A 16,792-nucleotide genomic window follows, 5' to 3' on the forward strand; every position below is an offset into this window, starting at 1 on the left:
GATTCCAAAAAAGGGCGCACAAACAGACATTTGCGGTCTTGCCTGCGCTTACAAACACCACAAAAACACTATGGTAACTGAATTGCCGAACTCAAGTTTTGTAGCGCTACCCGCTCGGCTTTCCACTCGGGCAAACATTGTGGACAAAAGCAACTTGCATCCATGTCCAATTTACCTTCTGGTAGCTGGGCGAGTGGGATCTGTGGTAATGCAACACACCAGCAAGCTTGGCCAGTATTGTCTGTCATCGCGCAAGTAAAGCTGGTTTGGCAGCGTGGGCAGGTACTCATTTTGGACGATCTGGCCCAGAGCTATCATCTTGTATCGGTAGCTGGCGCATAGCTTTACGCAATAATCGCATTTGCCCATTAAAGTTAGTGCAGGCGTCACACATGGTCAGATGCATTTTCAGGCGCGTGCGCTCGCCTAGTTTTAGCTCGCGGTCCAGACCTTCCGAGACCATCTGGTGCGCTTGTTTGCAGGTGAGTCGTAGTCTCATGATAAGTAGGTAGAGGATAGGAATTACGCAAAACCTCCTCAGCTGCGTTCCAGAATCTGGTCGTACTAAAGACCATCTTCTTCGCCAAGCTGGGCCAGGACAATGTTGCGTAAGTCCTAAATTATATAAAATGAATTAGTACTGTAAATACTAACTTGAAGTTTTAGCTTTAAGATTTAGCTCAGATTTTATTGGCAAACCAGTTTAAATCCAGGCACTCCCGCAAACGTAATCTGGCTCGGTAGAGCAGCACCCATAGATTAGACGTGGTCAGGCTCAATTCCTTACAAATTTCTTCAGTTTCTAAGTCCAGCCATTCGCGCATCATAAATACGCGTGCTGTTTGCGCTGGTAGTTTTTCAAGGCATACCTCTAATACCCGGAAAAAATCCTTTTGTTCCAGCGTTGCGTCCGGGTTACCCCAAGCACGCGGTTGCTCTATCGTATGCCCGTCTTGTTTAAAAAGACTATCGATCAAATCCGCCTCCGACTCGCCGTCTTCTACCTGCAAAGAGACTTCTTTATTCGAGGCGCGTAAGCAATCAATAATTTTATATTTAAGAATCCCTGTGACATAGGTGCGCAATGAAGATTGTCCGGCAAAGCTATCCGGTTTTTCCAGTACGGCAAGCAAAGCCTCTTGGACGGCATCTTCTGCCAATGCCTGATTCCGCAATTGCAACAGTGCGAAGCGCAACAAAACGGGTCGCATGACCTCAAGTTGTTGATGTAGGGCGGGGAGTGATGTCATTTTTTAAATAGATAATTTTGACAAATAACTACGATGATAACGTCAAGGCATCATTAGCTTGTGCAAATGTAGGGTCGCATGGCTGCATGACACTTTTTCCCTGTAAAATTCAGGAAACTTCCAAATGACCACAGGATATTTTCATTATGAGCAGTGTAACCGACACAGCAATCTCTTCAACGGATAAATTGGCTGGCGTTGCGTCAGAGATTAAGGCCGAAATCTTAGCAGAAGCGCTTCCTTACATCCGTAAATTTCACGGTAAAACGATCGTCGTTAAATACGGCGGCAATGCAATGACAGAAGAGCGTCTGAAGCATAGTTTTGCCCGCGATGTTATTTTGCTCAAGCTGGTCGGGATGAATCCGGTAGTCGTCCATGGCGGTGGGCCGCAAATTGATAACGCGCTTAAAAAAATCGGCAAACAAGGTTCGTTTGTGCAAGGCATGCGGATTACCGATGAAGAAACCATGGAAGTGGTTGAGTGGGTGCTCGGTGGCGAAGTGCAACAAGATATCGTGATGTTGATTAATCATTATGGCGGCCAGGCGGTTGGTTTGACTGGCAAAGATGGCGGACTCATCCGTGCCCGCAAGATGCAAATGCCAGATCGTGAAAATCCGGGCAAATTCCTGGATATCGGTTTTGTCGGCGAGATTGATGCGATCAATCCGGCGGTGGTGAAGGCGTTGCAGGATGATGCGTTTATCCCGATTATTTCACCTATCGGTTTTGGTATTGATGGCCAGGCCTACAATATTAATGCTGACGTAGTCGCGGGCAAAATTGCCGAAATCCTGAAGGCTGAAAAGTTGATCATGATGACCAATATCGCTGGTGTACAAGATAAGCAGGGTAATTTGGTCACGGATTTATCTGCGCGTGAGATTGATGAAATGTTTGCTGATGGCACCATCTCCGGTGGTATGTTGCCAAAGATTTCTTCCGCTTTGGATGCCGCTAAATCAGGCGTCAATACCGTGCATATTATTGACGGCCGGATTGAACATTCTTTGTTGCTGGAAGTGCTGACAGAACAAGCGTTTGGTACCATGATTCGAAGTCACTAATGTAGTCAATAGAGACTTAGTAGCGATGGACTTAGTCGCTACTAAGTCCATCGCAATTTATCCAATCACATTCGCAATCAGCGATTACCCGAGTTGCCTATAATGAAGCCAAAACGTTCAGATCCGCTTTGGCTGTTCGATCTTGACAATACCTTGCATAACGCCAGTCATGCGATTTTTCCTGCGATCACGCAGAATATGAATCGCTTCATGGCGGACTTGTTGGGTGACGGCGTTACTCCTGCCGATGCCGCAACTGTCAACGCCGCAAGAGCTTTGTACTGGCAACGGTATGGCGCAACTTTATTGGGTCTGGTAAAGCATCATGGCGTGCGGGCAGACAGCTTTTTGCATGCGGCACATAGCTTTGATAATCTGACCGCCATGATCAGGGCAGAACGTGGTTTGGCGCGTCTGTTACGTCGTTTGCCCGGACGCAAAATTTTGCTGACTAATGCGCCGCGCGACTATTCGCGTGAAGTGATACGACACCTGGGTTTGCACCGGCATTTTGCTGCACATATACCAATCGAGGCAATGCGCGTACATGGACATTTACGGCCTAAGCCATCAACGCAATATTTGCGTAAACTAGTGGCAAAGCAAAAAGTGCGTGCGGCAGATTGTATTTTGATTGAAGACACCGTTAGCAATTTACGCGCAGCCAAGCGGACCGGTATGCGCACCGCATTGATTACCCGTTACTTGCAAGCCAGTCAACCCGGTCATAAAGAGCCAGATGCGTTGCATCAATACAAGATTAAAAAATCCTATTCCTGTGTAGATGTCGCAGTAAAATCCGTATTAGATTTACCCCAGCATATTCATCGTCTACGCTAAAAATAAATAAAAATGGCAACCACCAAACCCGGCGAGCGCAAGCTACAGATATTACAAACACTGGCAGCAATGCTAGAAAATCCCAAGGGCGAAAAGATCACGACCGCTGCTCTGGCTGCCAAGATCGAAGTGTCAGAAGCCGCTTTGTACCGGCATTTTGCCAGTAAGGCGCAGATGTTTGAAGGCTTGATTGAGTTTATCGAAAGCTCGGTCTTTGGACTCATCAATCAGATCAGTCAACAGCAAGAAGATGGTTTGTCTCAAACGCAGGCAATTGCGCTGATGCTACTCAATTTTGCTGAGCGCAATCCCGGTATGACCAAGGTATTAATTGGCGATGCTTTGGTGAATGAAGATCCTCGTTTGCAAGTCCGCATGAATCAGTTTATGGAACGGATTGAACTTGCTTTCAAGCAGTCATTACGCATCGCCAGCAGTCAAGGCAATCTGCTTGAAACGGAAGCTGCCATGCGGGCAAATTTGCTGAGTAGCTTTGTGATGGGGCGTTGGCATCGCTATGCTAAAACCGGTTTTAAATATCTACCTGGAGAGCAAGCTGCGCATCAGCTTGAGCTGTTGTTGCGCTAAAAATCCGCCAGGTATTGGTTCCTGAGTATTTGGCTTCTTTTAAAGCCAGATCGGTATTGTGTAAATACAGGCGCTGTTCTTTCCCATGCAGTGGGCAGCATGCGACGCCGACGCTGGCCGTAATGGTCAATTTTTTTCCACGTAAAATCAAGGGTTCCCGTACCGCTTGTACCAACCTGTCTGCCAATGTCTGCGCCATTTCTATGCTACCAATATCGGGGAAAATAGCAGCGAACTCATCACCATCTACACGGCACAAAGTATCAGTATTGCGCAAAACGGCACACAGGCGATTTGCCATGGTCGCCAGAATTAAATCGCCTGCGTCGTATCCATGCAAATCATTTAAGGCTCTGAAATGATCAATGTCGATAAATGCCAGCGCCGCCAGTTGCTGGGACTCAACCGCATGCTCTACGCTGCTGGTCAGTAAGCGATGAAAATAATGCCGGTTGGGTAGCTTGGTCAGACTATCGTGATTATCCAGAATAGTCATGCGTCGCTCTTCTTCCAGTCGCTCATCGGCTTCGATCTGGACCACTGATTCCCACGATTCTATGTGCGACATAATTTTATTGAAGTGTTGGCTCAGGCTACCTAATTCATTGCTGTCGTGGTGGCGTGCACGCAGACTATAGTCACCTGTCACTGAGACTTGTTCAACGATACGCGACAGTTCAAACACCGGTGCCAGTCGTGACATTTGTCTTTGGGTCAGAAGATAAGCTCCTGCTAAAGTGGCAATTGCTAACAGCAGTAATCCCAGCACTAAATGAAGCACAAATTCTTTGTAGAAAGAATTTAAGCTGATATGCATTTGCACAAAGCCTGTGGTGGCGATGCCATTCGCCATCGGCACCAGCACTTCGAGATAATCGCGTCGTAAGCTAGTCTGAGCATGGACGGTGCTACTGTTTGGAACGGGTATTGATGACAGATTTTCTACTTTGCCAAAATATTCCAGGCTATCCCAGCTAACCTTTGGACTACCTTTTTTGTCGTACACCGTGATGCCTAATACGTCTGGTGCAAAGCTTGTATTAAGAATTAATTTACGTGCTTGCCGCAAGTCGGCATCATCCAGATTGTCGTCCAGATTAGCAGCCAGAGTATTGGCTTGGTATATGCTGATGGCACGAAGATCTTTTTGTGCCATGTAAGCAGATACAAGCAGAAAGCATAGGAGCGCTGATAACGAAATCGTGAAGATCACAATTAAGTTGTCGCGCAACAACTTTTTTGCTAGAGGCGCTTGTAGAAATGCAGTTTGCATGAGTATGGGTCTCGTTTTTAGTCTTGTTATTGGTATTATTTTGTTCCGTATTATCAGGCCTTAACGCGTGAGTGCTAACTCTAAAATAATTCTAACTCAAATTTAGTTGTAAATAGTTTAATATTTTTTGGTGCTGATCTGTGCAATGCTTGGGATCTGCGAGTAAACTCCAGCGCATTCTCTACTTTTGGTTCTCAAAGTGTCTTTTTTACACAACACCCATCCCGCTTGTTTTGCCTTGTTAGATGATGCGCACGCCGAAAACGGCCTCGCCAGTTCGCGTTTGTATACCGGTTTAGTCCAAGTCTTGCATTGTGATGCTGAGAATGTCACTAATACGATTCAAGCCGCCTGGCAAGATTTATGGCAACGCACCCAACAAGCTTTGCAGTCGGGCATGCATGCAGTGGCTTTGCTCAGTTATGAAACCGGCGCACGCTTGCAGGCGATCGATGAGTGGAGCGAGGCAGAAAACCCTGATCAGCGCACGAACCAGAACACCGTATCGCGCGTCCTGTTATTTACCCGCTGCGATTTGCTGAATCGTGAACAAGTGGCGATTTGGCTCGCAGATGCGGAGAGAAAAAATCAGACTAGTGTCAATCTGCCTGCCGATTCAGACAAGCTTACGGCCAGCATTGCAGGCATACGTGCCAGCGTAGACGAGGCCGCATTTACACGAGCGATCTCGCAAATACGCGCCTATATCGCTGCGGGCGACACCTATCAGGTTAATTACACTTATCGCCTGCATTTTGATGTGTTGGGGTCGCCGTTGACGCTCTACCGGCGTTTGCGCCAGCGCCAGCCGGTGCCGTATGGCGCACTGATTTGTCTGCCGGATGGCGAGGCAATTTTGTCGCTGTCACCGGAATTATTCGTGCGTCATCAGGCAGGTGAATTATTTGCTCGACCAATGAAGGGTACAGCCGCAGCTACCGGCGATGCAGTGACTGACGCTAGGCTGGCGCAAGAACTGGCGGCTGATCCAAAAAATCGGGCAGAAAATCTGATGATCGTGGATTTGCTCCGCAATGATCTGGGGCGGATTGCGGTGCCGGGATCAGTCAAAGTCCCTGCCTTGTTTGAGGTCAATCGCTTCTCCAGCGTATTACAAATGACATCGAGTATTACCGCAACCCTACAGCCTGAGTTGAGTCTGGCAGCGATCTTGTCTGCGTTGTTTCCTTGTGGCTCTATCACCGGCGCACCCAAACATCGCACCATGCAAATCGTGCGTGAAGTAGAGACAGAGCCGCGTGGTTTATATACTGGCGCAATCGGCTGGTTTGATCCGCCAGAAACCAGCAATAGCGCCAACGTCAGCGCAGTCCGAGAAGTCGGCGATTTTTGTTTGTCCGTACCGATCCGTACCTTGATTTTGCAAGCGCCGGAGCTGGAAAAAGAAGCTGATGTGCGACAGGGCGTGATGGGTGTCGGTGCCGGGATTGTGCATGACAGCGTGGCCGCGGAAGAGTTTGCCGAATGCCAGCTCAAAGCAAAATTCTTAACCGAACTTCGTCCTGAATTTGCCTTGTTTGAAACCATGCATGCTAGCCGTGAACACGGTTGTCGACATCTCCCACGCCACTTACAGCGTCTGCGCAACTCTGCTCAGTATCTGGGGTTTGCTTATGATGAAGAAAAGATTGTCCAGGTAATCCCTGGCTTCCAGGCCGATTTGCCTCCAGAAGCCGCATTCCGCCTGCGTCTTACTTTACAGAGTGATGGCACGATCAACCTCCAAAGCGCGCCTTTGCTTGCATTCGCCGACGCTTCTAAGCCAGTCAAATTAGTATTGGCAACACAGCATACGCAAAGTGGCGACGTATTCTTACGCCATAAAACTACGCAGCGTCAGCAATACGATCAAGCCTGGCAAGCTGCCGAACAGCAAGGCGCATTTGATGCTTTGTTTTGCAACCAGCATGGCTACCTGACTGAAGGGGGGCGCAGTAATTTATTTGTACAGATCGATGGCAAGTGGTTTACGCCGCCATTGAGCGACGGCGTATTACCCGGTGTGATGCGTGCAGTAATGTTAGAAGATCCGCAATGGCAAGCCAGCGAAAAGCAATTACGTCTGGATGACTTACGCCATGCAGATCAGGTGATGGTTTGTAATTCTTTGCGCGGCGCAATGCTTGCAGAAGTGATCTGGTGATGAGTTATTTAGCGCACTGCCGATAACAAATCCTCATTCAACCAAGTCTGCAACCATCCTGCAATTTGCATCGTACTGTCTGGATTTTTTTCGGCGGCGGTTTCACAAACCTCTGCAAAACTTTGACCTTCGTTTAGCCCGGTTAAAGCCGTATATTCTGCTGCGCTAATGGATCGAAAATGCGCTTGCAAATCTTTACGCCAGATCAGCCAGACAGTACCTTCTTCTGAATACACTGGATCAGGTGGGCTTTGCTGCTGAACCTTTTGCTGAGCTTGTTCCCCTAGCGCCATCCACAGCGCAACGCTATTCCAACGGGCGTGTAAAAAATGTTGCGATGCCTGGCACACAAAGCCAATTTGCGCCCAATCTTCCGGTGCTACTGTAGCCATGTCGGACAGCCTTAATACGGGCTGATCTTCCGCATCAAACGCTAGACTCAACAGCCACTCAAACTCGGCCAGCTCTGCTGCGATAGGGTAATCCGATAAATAATTTTTTAAAAACGTAGGAAATTTTGCGCCGTACCAACGTAAATTACGCGATAGCGACGGGTGTGTCTGGCAATACGCATGACAAGCTTGATGAAATAAGTCATCCCCAATATAGCGATGGGTTTTATCGAACGCGTCTGACAAAGCCTCACGTAAGCGAAGGCGATAAGCATCGTAATAAATCGCCAGCCGCGCATCGGTAGCAAAATCAGACCGGCCAGATGGATGGCCAATATGTTGACTGAAAGCAGTATCAGCTTGCGGTCCCAAAATAAAATCCTGGAATTCTTGCTGCAATTCCAGCAAAGGAAGCTTGCCTGCCGTTTCTAATTCCAATCCCATCCCAAATGTTGTTGATGCTTGCGTACTCATACCAACAACCCCGCGGATCGCATTTGCAGCTCTCTTGTTACTGCTTGTTCTGTCTTCACACGTTGGGCGATGCGTCGTGCAATAGCTAGCTCTTCCACCAGCTCCGTTAATGGAGGGATATTGTCATCGCGCTCTATCATGCTGGCGACCTGTCCAAATCGACGCAATGCGTGCGCATATAAATCCCATACCGGATCAGCGACAGGATGATCGTGGGTATCCACAATGTAGTTACCGTGATTATGATGACCGGCAAGATGGATTTGCTGCACCCGTCCTTGTGGAATCCCGTTCAGATAGTCCAATGCATCAAAGCCATGATTGACGCTGCTGACGTAAATATTATTCACGTCCAATAGCATCAGGCAATCTGCTTCAGTGACAATCGCATTTAAAAATTCCCACTCGCTCATCGCATCGCTAGCAAACGTGAGGTAGCTAGAGACATTTTCGATAATTAAGGGGCGTTCTAATATGTCTTGTACGCGACGGATATTTTGCACCACCAGCGCGACAGTTTCTTCGGTATACGGCAAGGGCAGCAAGTCGTGCATATTTTTACCATGCACACCAGTCCAGCATAGATGATCCGACACCCATAGCGGTTGTACCCGCTGGATGAGTTTTTTCAGGTCGCGCAAATACGCTTCATCAGCGCCTTGCGCGGAGCCTATCGACATCGACACGCCGTGCATCACCATCGGGTAATCACGTCGTATTGCATCCAACATGGCGAGCGGTTTTCCGCCTGGCACCATATAGTTTTCGGACAGAATTTCAAACCAGTCTATCGCTTGTGAGTAGCTATTCGGTGTCGCCAAAATCTCATTGTAGTGATCGGTGCGTAAGCCCAGTCCAAAACCTGGCGATGCAATTATTGTCGTCATGGCATACATCTTTTAAAGATATAAAGTGCGCCGTCGCATGATTGGCCAATGTGACCAACAACAAACTACAGCGCACTCGGGATATTACTTTTGATCGATGACTTTACCGCCTTTGGCTTTGCAATCAGCAGAGCTTGTTGCAATAAAGCCGTGACCTTTGCAGGAATTTTGGCCTTTGCAAGCGTTCTCTGCAGTTTTGCAATCGCTAGTGCCTTTGCAGCTATTGATGCCTGAACAATGCACCATGTCACCAGCACTTGCTGTAGTAGAGGCAGCGAATGTCGCGCCAGAGAAAGCCATAGCAGCAGCGGCAGCAGCGATCAGGGCACCAGTTTGGATAGCTTGTTTCATGTTGTTCTCCGATATAAAAAAATTGAATTAAAAATAGAAATGAATAAAAGTGTCAGCTTTGGTTCGACTACAAAGTCCATCTCAGAGTTTTGCGTTTTGTTCTCTGCCTGAACTTATGCATCTGTCGTGGGTATCACCGAATTACTTACACGTGAATTCAAATATTTTTAAATTTTTTTCTTGGAGCGAAATGAGGGATGGTTAGACGGCTGAACGAGATGTGAATATCGATCGCCATTTTCGTCCTGCAGGATAGTGAACGATATCCTATTGGAGGTCTTGTAATTGGTGGTCTTGTAGTAAGGCACTTCATATATACTCCTACCGAGTGGGTAAGCGCAATGCCCAGAAAATTTCACGCGAAATGGTCGCACGAAAATGTGGGTAGTGTCCGAAACAGTTTTACTTACTTGCGGACGCCATCAATCCATGAATACAAAAACGACCGGTTGCGGGCTTGATTGAATGAAGTTATCTAATTCTTTGTTTTGAATGAAAAGCCAAAGCTACTGGACTCAGCGGCTGGACTCTCTTGATGCTTCAACTTAACTTCACTTTATTACTGTGACAGAACTTCTAACAATAATACTGCTTGTCTTTCGAACGGTTTAACTGTTTTCTGGAGCTACTTCCAATAAAGCGGATAATAGAATTTCCCAATTGAAATATGTCTTTAGGATAACTAATCATGCTTGATAACATTAAGATCAAAACCCTGATCACTGCAGCTTTAGGCATACTGATCGCGATGCTGCTAGTTGTCGGCGCGGCCGGGATATATTCCACGAAGCACACGTCGACGCTTTTGCAAGACACATCACTGCGGAACGTAAAAGTCGTTGCGATGATCGAAAAAATCCGTTTCAAGATGGAGATAAATCGTAGTCAGATCCTGCAGGCATTACAGCACAATCCGGCGACTGAATGGGCCAAATTGCACGATCATCCGCTAACCGTGCATTACAAAATTATCGACGACACGACTGCGGAAATAAATGCCCTGTGGAGCAGTTACCTACACGACATCACAGATCTTAACGAGAAGGCCTTGGCTGATACTTGGTTCGAGAAAAGCGGAAAACTCGGTACTGTAAACATTGCGGCTGCTAACGCTGCAATGCAGCAGGAGAAGTGGGACGAGGCAGAGCTAATCTTGATCAAATCCATTAATCCAGTCCTCCGGACTTCAGACGTCGATCTGCGCACACTCACCGACCTTTTAGCCAAGCGCGTCGCTAGCGACCGTGTGACTGTAGCCGCCGATATCAGCAGTACCAGCTATCTGATGTTTGGCGTGTTGATCGTTTCGGTGCTGATCGGTGCCGCAACGATATTCTTGCTGATTCGCGGCATTACATCACCGCTGCGTCAGGCAATTGGGATCGCCGAGCGGGTCGCGCAAGGAGATTTGACTGCACAAATCAGCAGCCGTTCACGTAACGAGTTTGGGCTCCTGATTAATGCGCTAGGCTCCATGAACACTAATCTTTTAGGGATCGTTACCGACGTACGCGCCGCGACCTTCACCATTGACCAAGCCGCTGACCGGATCGCCACTGGAAACGCCGACCTCTCGCTTCGTACCGCACAACAGGCTAGCTCGCTCGAGAAAACCGCATCTTCTATGGAAGAGCTCACTGCAACGGTTAAGCAAAATAGCGACAACGCAATGCAAGCGGATCAGCTAGCCTTGTCGGCCGCCCAAGTCGCCAGCAAAGGTGGAGTGGTGGTGTCGCAAGTGGTGGAGACAATGGGGTCAATTAATGCTTCGGCACGAAAAATTGTCGACATCATTTCGGTCATCGACGGGATTGCCTTTCAAACGAATATTCTTGCTCTGAATGCGGCGGTCGAAGCAGCCCGAGCGGGCGAGCAGGGTCGCGGATTTGCTGTCGTGGCGTCAGAAGTACGTAACCTTGCCCAGCGCTCAGCCAGCGCCGCCAAGGAGATCAAACATCTGATCGACGATTCGGTTAACAAAGTCGATCATGGGACTAAGTTGGTCGACCAGGCTGGCGCTACGATGAAAGAAATTGTTGACAGCGTTCAGCGGGTGACCAAGATCATGAGCGAAATTACACATGCTGGGCAGGAGCAAAGCGAGGGAATTGATCACGTCAATCAAGCCGTCAGCGATATGGACGGGGCAACCCAACAAAATGCCGCGTTAGTAGAGCAATCCGCTGCCGGCGCTCGGCTACTTGACGAGCAGGCTAAAGCGTTAATTGATTTGGTCAGTGTTTTCAAACTGCGCGAACATAGTTAGACAAACTTCATTCAATCAAGCCCGAAAACGGTCGTTTTTGCACTCGCAGATTCGTGGCGTTCGAAAATAAGCAAAACTGTTCGGGATACTGTCAATATTTTCGCGCCCCTTATCGGGCGAATTTTTCTTTGCTTTGGGCTTAGAACCCCTAGTAGATGTATGTTGAGCGCTCTTATTTTAATTAGAGTATCTGGTATATTTTTAAGAAATAATGGAAGAGGGTACTGATTTTATTCAGTTTTGGAGGTATCTGTTCCTAATCTGTCTAAGAAATAAAACGTAAGTTAAAAGCCCGTTCGACAAACCAGATCGTAGCGATCAGTATGATGATTGCAGAACCGAATTGAACAATCCCGCGCCGGTACAGCCAGTGCTTGCGCAATATAAATGCCAGCGGTAAGAACACGGCGACGATACTTAACTGACCAATCTCCACGCCAAAATTAAAGCCAACCAAGGCCAGGATCAGCGCTGCTTTTGGTAAGCCAAGGTCGGCCAGGACGCTGGCAAATCCAAAGCCGTGGATGAGTCCAAAACTAAAAGCAACCATCCAGCGTCGCCCTTGGAATAGCGGGAATAAATTATTCAGTGCTGCCAAAATTACCGACAAGGCAATCGCCGACTCTACTAGGCGTGATGGCAGCGAGAGAATATTTAATGCTGCCAAGGTCAGCGTAATCGAGTGCGCGAGAGTAAACGCTGTCACAATTTTTAAAACATCGATTAAAGCCGCTCTGAAGTTAGTAGCAGTCTCCCACTTGCGCCCATTTAAGACAAGAACAGCTGGCAACAATAAGGACAACAGGAACAGAATATGGTCGAAGCCGATCCAGATATGCCAGACGCCGTGTTTCACATAGTCGGTAAATTGTTGCAGCTTGCTGACTTCTGCCAAGGTGAATGTCTGGCTGGCATTATCAGGACTAAAGATTGCCGTCGCTGTTGCGCCGTCTTTGTTGACCAACCGTAGCAAGCCCTTATGCTGTGGATCAATATCAAAAAACAATTGATATTGAACGGCGATTTTTTCAGCAGTGCAGGGACTGTCAAACATCAGCACGGTATACGCGCCATCGCTATGCTGGTCAATCAATTGCTGTCTGGCTGTGAGCGGGCAGAGTTTATTTTCTTTGTCACCAGCTTCGCTAATTGTTAGCCTTGATAAGGCATAGGCAGCGATGTCAGCATGTTTGCTACGTACTTCATCCCATGTCAGTTCACCGTTGCCGTCGGTATCTAAACCAATCGCAAAATCCAGATCGCGTAAAGCAATATCCCATTGGCCGTGGATGCCAGTTTGGTCGGCTTGCAGTATCAGATAGCTATCGCTGGGTTTGTGGGCGTAGGCGGAAGTGCAGAGCAGGCTGAGGAGTACGGTCGCTGCACTGATTAAAAAGCCTAGCCCTGAAAAACGTTTCGACGTTGATTCAAAAATAGTCTTCATAGCCTTGCTCCCAATTTAGCCAGCAAGGGCTTTAGTGCGACGTCTTCTAATTTATTTTGCTTCAGCCACTCTAGTGCCGGTTGTGCTGCAATCGCGGCTGCTTTGGTGTCGGGTAATGCGGCAGCGGCTTCCAGATAAATCCGTAAATCGGCGGCTTCTTTTTGGATGGCCCAATTCAGTTGCGCTAGTTTTAAGGCAGTCTCAGGGTGATTTTTTAACTGCAACTCATATCGGGATTGTTCCCGCTGATGCACTGTGTCTCCCCGTAAAATCGCAGCATCAAAACGCTGATCCAGTAGTCTGATTTGATCTCCAGCCTCTGGCGATTGTTGGGTTTGCAATGCGAGTGCGTAGCGCAGCAAAAGTGCATCGACTTTTGTTTTACTTTTCAGCAGCGGCAAGATTTCTGCGGCTCGTTTTTGGTCTAGCAAGAAATCTGCATAAGACCCTAATAAATAGCTGTCGGGTTTATCCAGCGCCATGGCTTTCTGAAACCAGGCATCAGCTGCTTTGGCGTCGCCTAGCCTAGCTGACATTTCTGCCAGCAAGGTCGCGACCCAAATTTTGATACCAACATCTGCATCGGAATTTTTTTTATACGCTGCACTTAGTGTGGCGTAACTGGTTGCCGCTTCACCATTCAGGCTGCTGACGTTGCTCAGGCAAGTGAGCGTAATCAGTTCTGGCGCTAGAGGATACAGCCGCATGCAACTGGCTTTGGCTTGTGCAAATTGTCCTTGGACTTGCAAGACCGTAGCGCGTGTCAGCCAGGCTTGTGCGTTGTCTCTATCTTGCTTGAGCACGTTATTGAGATCAGTCAGCGCAGCCGGGAATTGGTGAGTACTTTGCAGTATCGTCGCACGTAACACTAATACTGATACCGGTGGTTGCGCTAATGTCCACCAAGGTTTTAAGGTCGCTTGCGCGTAGCCTAAATAACGTGGATCACCATCAGCGCGCGCAGCATTGATATAAGCCTGCGCTAGGTCGCCAGCGATCGAGGCGTCATCGGGTTTATCGGTTAATAATTTACGCAGGCGTGCAAATTCGCGCTGCGCCGGATCACTACGCATTGGTAGTTGCTCCAATACTTTGTTGCCATCAGTGGGAATATACGGCGTTGCTTGTGCGCTGAGGGCGATCAAACTGAAGATACTGAGCACTGAAAAAATAAGGCGAGGCAGGCGCATGGCAATGAAGTAGAGAAGAATAAAAATCAAAAAGCACAGAACGATAAAACTAACCACTTACTGTAACGCACGACCAGACCCAGATAATTAAGATGAGATGAATTTAGACATGAGAAGACTATAAGACGAGGCTGAATTTTTTAAAAAAAAATCCAATAAAATATGTACGGAGCACTATAAGTTTGGGCTTAACTTTATTCGAGTTAAGCCCAATTTTTTTACGCAGAACGAGTTTAGCTAGTTGTTACTGGTTCAGAGTTTTCCGGTGCCGTGACAGTGACAGAATCAATTGCTTGCGGTTCTGAAGTGTCTGCGCTGGTACCAACTAAATTCAGTACAAACTGGGTAAAAGTATCAATCAATGTTACTGGTGGAGGTGATGTGCCTGTATCACCTCCATTGTTGTTACTGGAGCTTGAGCCGCCACAAGCTGTGAGTGTGGCCGTCAACGCAATGGCAGCGATCCACAAACCATGTTTTGCTTTCATGATTTTTTCCTTGAAATTAATGTTGTAATCTGACTATAACTAGATATACATAGGTCAAACTAAGACGAACGATTTTAATGCTTGAGTGAACCAGCAATTGGCGTCTTCAAGTACGGGAAGGAATTGTCAAAGAAAGAGCTGTCCAGATAAGCGCCATCTGTGAAGTCGATACTGCCTGCTGGTGCGTCAGTTGGCACACAACCGATGTTTAGTATGCACAGACGACCCATCACTACACGTAGAGCAATATCAACAACGTCGTCACCCGGGCGACGACCGTTAGGGAAGCCAGCGCTATCGCCACCGATCACACCCAAGCGATTTTGGGTCGCGCTTACCGGTGTTGTCGTATTTAAACGCAGCATCTCAGACGCAACTACGTTAGCTGGCTGATTGACACCTTTAATACCTGTTAAAAATGCTGCAACCAAGTCATTACGTGGGAAATTAGTAGGTGCTTTTACGCCAGCGCTACCATACAAGACTTCAACCAACGCAGGCAAGGTAGGGTTAGTCACATAGGTCAAGAATTGACCATCACCACTTGGTTTGCTGTGGTTGAACTGATCTTTATCTTTCAGACCGATTACTACTTCATTGACCAAGGGCATTCCCAAGCGGGATACCTGGGTCCAGGCTCCGCCCTCTTTAGATGGGGTGCTGCTATTTGGTGTTGGATTAATTACGCGACCTTGGCGCAAACTAGCAGTGGTCCAGCCGCCGATGACGGGCTCAGTGCCGCTAGTCAAACAGGCAGTCGGTACTTCCATTTCGATCGAGGTAACGTTCTTATTTGCCAGATCGTCGTGACCTGCTTTTTCTGCATTCGCATTAAATGCAGTGGCAGGGTACTGGATATTGATCAAGTCAAATGTTTCGCCGAGGTTGACCACAAACGGATCTTTACGTTGACCGACGAACACTCTGCCTGGTGTAGCGCAGCCTGGAATATTGATGTTGAAAACGTGTTGTGCTGCATAACTAGCGTAATTAGGAATCGATTTATTACCGATGTTATCGATGGGCTTGTCAAAGCTGGCGGCGCCACCGTTTGAGTTAACTACAGCCTGGCGTGTACCCGTGCGACGATCACCCGTCACCATTGTAATGGTGTAGGTTTCACGCACATTCAGGCCAGCTGGATTGACACCGTCAATCGCGCCACCATTGATCACCAATGGGATAGACACTTTTTTGCCGCCTACCGTAAACTGGGCATCTTTATTCGTATTCGTAAAGCGGAATTGAAAGGTCAAATGTTCTTTACCATCACCGACGTTATCGATATGGATTTCATACAACGCATCTGGATCCATAGAGAAATAATTTGGACCACCATAGGCATCTTGTAAAGGTGCGTAGTTTGCAATCAGCGTGGTGAATGCACCGCGATTGGCTTCATAGCTACGGAACATATAAAAATCGGTGCCATCGACTTTGGGGTGGCGCGTAATAAAAGGCGCTTCTCTATGACTAGATGCTTGCGCTGGCAAAGTAGCAATGCTACTTAAGCTTCCTGCTGCGATAACGGATAGCAGAACTTTGTTTAACGCTTTATTGCTTAGTTTTGATGATATTTGTCTCATGACCAACTCCTTAAGTTGAGGGAAAGCGGCTACCGCTGCACTAAAAAATGTAGCGGGCAATGGTGATACGCCAACAACACTGCTTTAGATTCAAAATTCTAAAAAATAAGATATCGGAGTTATGTAAATCGAACTTAACCCTGGCGACCTTGGAGAAAAAAAGGTTTAGTAAGTTCGCCAGCATCTCTTATTAAAGTGATTTTTAATAACACCCAAGTAGCGCGATCAGGCTAGCTACTCCCCTTACTTTTTGAAAAAAATGAATTAAGCGGATTGAGAATGCACGAGTCGAACAATCGGATCTGTGCGGAATGCAACATAGGAGCTCGTTCGGTAACTGCCACACCTGTTCATTGATGTGCGGTGTATCGGTTTAGACGCGGTTCATTTTGTGGTTGGGCAATTGTTAAACTGTGTTAACTTTCCAATCATGAAAATTAGTTATGCCATATGAGCTTCTTGCAAAATACCCAAACCAGTAAAGTCGAGCATGGGTGTGGCCACTGTTGCGATTGGTTTTCTTGTTTGA

General features: G+C 47.5%; 16 protein-coding genes. 5 read left to right on the top strand and 11 right to left on the bottom strand.

What is annotated here, in order from left to right:
* Nucleotides 1–68: 68 nt before the first annotated feature.
* The 3 genes from QN395_RS08330 to QN395_RS08340 all read right to left on the bottom strand — a co-directional run bounded on the left by QN395_RS08330 (nt 69) and on the right by QN395_RS08340 (nt 1,250).
* A complete protein-coding gene (locus QN395_RS08330; RefSeq protein ID WP_322120895.1) occupies nt 69–290 on the bottom strand; it encodes a cysteine-rich CWC family protein in 222 nt (73 codons plus the stop codon).
* Nucleotides 287–499 carry a zf-HC2 domain-containing protein gene (locus QN395_RS08335; RefSeq protein ID WP_322120896.1) on the bottom strand — a complete coding sequence of 71 codons (213 nt, stop codon included), beginning with the start codon at nt 497–499 and terminating at the stop codon, nt 287–289. The genes QN395_RS08330 and QN395_RS08335 overlap by 4 nt, the downstream gene beginning before the upstream one ends.
* Nucleotides 500–680: 181 nt before the next feature.
* Nucleotides 681–1,250 carry a sigma-70 family RNA polymerase sigma factor gene (locus tag QN395_RS08340; protein WP_322120897.1) on the bottom strand — a complete coding sequence of 190 codons (570 nt, stop codon included), beginning with the start codon at nt 1,248–1,250 and terminating at the stop codon, nt 681–683.
* Nucleotides 1,251–1,396: 146 nt separating this feature from the next.
* Here QN395_RS08340 and argB point away from each other — a divergent pair, with 146 nt between their 5' ends.
* From argB to slmA, 3 genes are all read left to right on the top strand, one after another.
* The gene (gene argB, locus QN395_RS08345; protein ID WP_322120898.1) at nt 1,397–2,320 is read left to right on the top strand and encodes an acetylglutamate kinase; all 924 of its coding nucleotides are present in this window, start codon (nt 1,397–1,399) and stop codon (nt 2,318–2,320) included.
* Between the two features lie 102 nt (nt 2,321–2,422).
* Nucleotides 2,423–3,160: a pyrimidine 5'-nucleotidase gene (locus tag QN395_RS08350; protein WP_322120899.1), complete on the top strand. Its 738-nt coding sequence runs from the start codon at nt 2,423–2,425 to the stop codon at nt 3,158–3,160.
* Between the two features lie 12 nt (nt 3,161–3,172).
* On the top strand, nt 3,173–3,748 hold the full coding sequence (gene slmA, locus QN395_RS08355) for a nucleoid occlusion factor SlmA (protein ID WP_322120900.1): 576 nt from the start codon (nt 3,173–3,175) through the stop codon (nt 3,746–3,748).
* Here the strand turns inward: slmA and QN395_RS08360 are convergent.
* The gene (locus QN395_RS08360) at nt 3,693–5,021 is read right to left on the bottom strand and encodes a GGDEF domain-containing protein (RefSeq protein WP_322120901.1); all 1,329 of its coding nucleotides are present in this window, start codon (nt 5,019–5,021) and stop codon (nt 3,693–3,695) included. The genes slmA and QN395_RS08360 overlap by 56 nt on opposite strands.
* Nucleotides 5,022–5,220: 199 nt before the next feature.
* On the opposite strand from QN395_RS08360, the gene QN395_RS08365 reads away from it, so the two are divergent.
* Entirely contained in the window at nt 5,221–7,185 is a 1,965-nt protein-coding gene (locus QN395_RS08365; RefSeq protein ID WP_322120902.1) for a bifunctional anthranilate synthase component I family protein/class IV aminotransferase, read from the top strand.
* An 8-nt stretch (nt 7,186–7,193) separates the two neighbouring features.
* Here QN395_RS08365 and QN395_RS08370 read toward each other — a convergent pair whose 3' ends face one another.
* From QN395_RS08370 to QN395_RS08380, 3 genes are all read right to left on the bottom strand, one after another.
* Entirely contained in the window at nt 7,194–8,051 is an 858-nt protein-coding gene (locus tag QN395_RS08370) for a DNA-binding domain-containing protein (RefSeq protein ID WP_322120903.1), read from the bottom strand.
* Nucleotides 8,048–8,938, bottom strand: coding sequence for a DUF692 domain-containing protein (locus tag QN395_RS08375; RefSeq protein WP_322120904.1), 891 nt, complete (start codon nt 8,936–8,938; stop codon nt 8,048–8,050). Before QN395_RS08375 ends, QN395_RS08370 begins: the two co-directional genes overlap by 4 nt.
* Nucleotides 8,939–9,022: 84 nt before the next feature.
* Nucleotides 9,023–9,289: a hypothetical protein gene (locus QN395_RS08380; RefSeq protein WP_322120905.1), complete on the bottom strand. Its 267-nt coding sequence runs from the start codon at nt 9,287–9,289 to the stop codon at nt 9,023–9,025.
* Between the two features lie 688 nt (nt 9,290–9,977).
* On the opposite strand from QN395_RS08380, the gene QN395_RS08385 reads away from it, so the two are divergent.
* Nucleotides 9,978–11,555: a methyl-accepting chemotaxis protein gene (locus QN395_RS08385; RefSeq protein WP_322120906.1), complete on the top strand. Its 1,578-nt coding sequence runs from the start codon at nt 9,978–9,980 to the stop codon at nt 11,553–11,555.
* Nucleotides 11,556–11,820: 265 nt separating this feature from the next.
* On the opposite strand, the gene QN395_RS08390 is transcribed toward QN395_RS08385, so the two are convergent.
* From QN395_RS08390 to QN395_RS08405, 4 genes are all read right to left on the bottom strand, one after another.
* On the bottom strand, nt 11,821–12,999 hold the full coding sequence (locus QN395_RS08390; RefSeq protein ID WP_322120907.1) for a HupE/UreJ family protein: 1,179 nt from the start codon (nt 12,997–12,999) through the stop codon (nt 11,821–11,823).
* Nucleotides 12,996–14,189 (bottom strand): hypothetical protein, encoded by a 1,194-nt coding sequence (locus QN395_RS08395; protein ID WP_322120908.1) that lies wholly within the window; start codon nt 14,187–14,189, stop codon nt 12,996–12,998. The genes QN395_RS08390 and QN395_RS08395 overlap by 4 nt, the downstream gene beginning before the upstream one ends.
* A gap of 233 nt (nt 14,190–14,422) precedes the next feature.
* A complete protein-coding gene (locus QN395_RS08400) occupies nt 14,423–14,677 on the bottom strand; it encodes a hypothetical protein (protein WP_322120909.1) in 255 nt (84 codons plus the stop codon).
* Nucleotides 14,678–14,751: 74 nt separating this feature from the next.
* Nucleotides 14,752–16,263: a DUF4331 domain-containing protein gene (locus tag QN395_RS08405; RefSeq protein ID WP_322120910.1), complete on the bottom strand. Its 1,512-nt coding sequence runs from the start codon at nt 16,261–16,263 to the stop codon at nt 14,752–14,754.
* Between the last annotated feature and the right edge of the window lie 529 nt (nt 16,264–16,792).

This window comes from Undibacterium sp. RTI2.2 (genome assembly GCF_035018705.1).
Classification (GTDB): domain Bacteria; phylum Pseudomonadota; class Gammaproteobacteria; order Burkholderiales; family Burkholderiaceae_D; genus Undibacterium.

What these genes read in the sequence shown, in the direction of transcription:
- QN395_RS08370 (WP_322120903.1), bottom strand. Translation starts at nt 8,051, where the DNA reads ATGAGTACGCAAGCATCAACAACATTTGGGATGGGATTGGAATTAGAA.
- QN395_RS08340 (WP_322120897.1), bottom strand. Translation starts at nt 1,250, where the DNA reads ATGACATCACTCCCCGCCCTACATCAACAACTTGAGGTCATGCGACCC.
- QN395_RS08380 (WP_322120905.1), bottom strand. Translation starts at nt 9,289, where the DNA reads ATGAAACAAGCTATCCAAACTGGTGCCCTGATCGCTGCTGCCGCTGCT.
- QN395_RS08405 (WP_322120910.1), bottom strand. Translation starts at nt 16,263, where the DNA reads ATGAGACAAATATCATCAAAACTAAGCAATAAAGCGTTAAACAAAGTT.
- slmA (WP_322120900.1), top strand. Translation starts at nt 3,173, where the DNA reads ATGGCAACCACCAAACCCGGCGAGCGCAAGCTACAGATATTACAAACA.
- argB (WP_322120898.1), top strand. Translation starts at nt 1,397, where the DNA reads ATGAGCAGTGTAACCGACACAGCAATCTCTTCAACGGATAAATTGGCT.
- QN395_RS08385 (WP_322120906.1), top strand. Translation starts at nt 9,978, where the DNA reads ATGCTTGATAACATTAAGATCAAAACCCTGATCACTGCAGCTTTAGGC.
- QN395_RS08400 (WP_322120909.1), bottom strand. Translation starts at nt 14,677, where the DNA reads ATGAAAGCAAAACATGGTTTGTGGATCGCTGCCATTGCGTTGACGGCC.
- QN395_RS08330 (WP_322120895.1), bottom strand. Translation starts at nt 290, where the DNA reads ATGAGTACCTGCCCACGCTGCCAAACCAGCTTTACTTGCGCGATGACA.
- QN395_RS08335 (WP_322120896.1), bottom strand. Translation starts at nt 499, where the DNA reads ATGAGACTACGACTCACCTGCAAACAAGCGCACCAGATGGTCTCGGAA.
- QN395_RS08350 (WP_322120899.1), top strand. Translation starts at nt 2,423, where the DNA reads ATGAAGCCAAAACGTTCAGATCCGCTTTGGCTGTTCGATCTTGACAAT.
- QN395_RS08395 (WP_322120908.1), bottom strand. Translation starts at nt 14,189, where the DNA reads ATGCGCCTGCCTCGCCTTATTTTTTCAGTGCTCAGTATCTTCAGTTTG.
- QN395_RS08390 (WP_322120907.1), bottom strand. Translation starts at nt 12,999, where the DNA reads ATGAAGACTATTTTTGAATCAACGTCGAAACGTTTTTCAGGGCTAGGC.
- QN395_RS08375 (WP_322120904.1), bottom strand. Translation starts at nt 8,938, where the DNA reads ATGACGACAATAATTGCATCGCCAGGTTTTGGACTGGGCTTACGCACC.
- QN395_RS08360 (WP_322120901.1), bottom strand. Translation starts at nt 5,021, where the DNA reads ATGCAAACTGCATTTCTACAAGCGCCTCTAGCAAAAAAGTTGTTGCGC.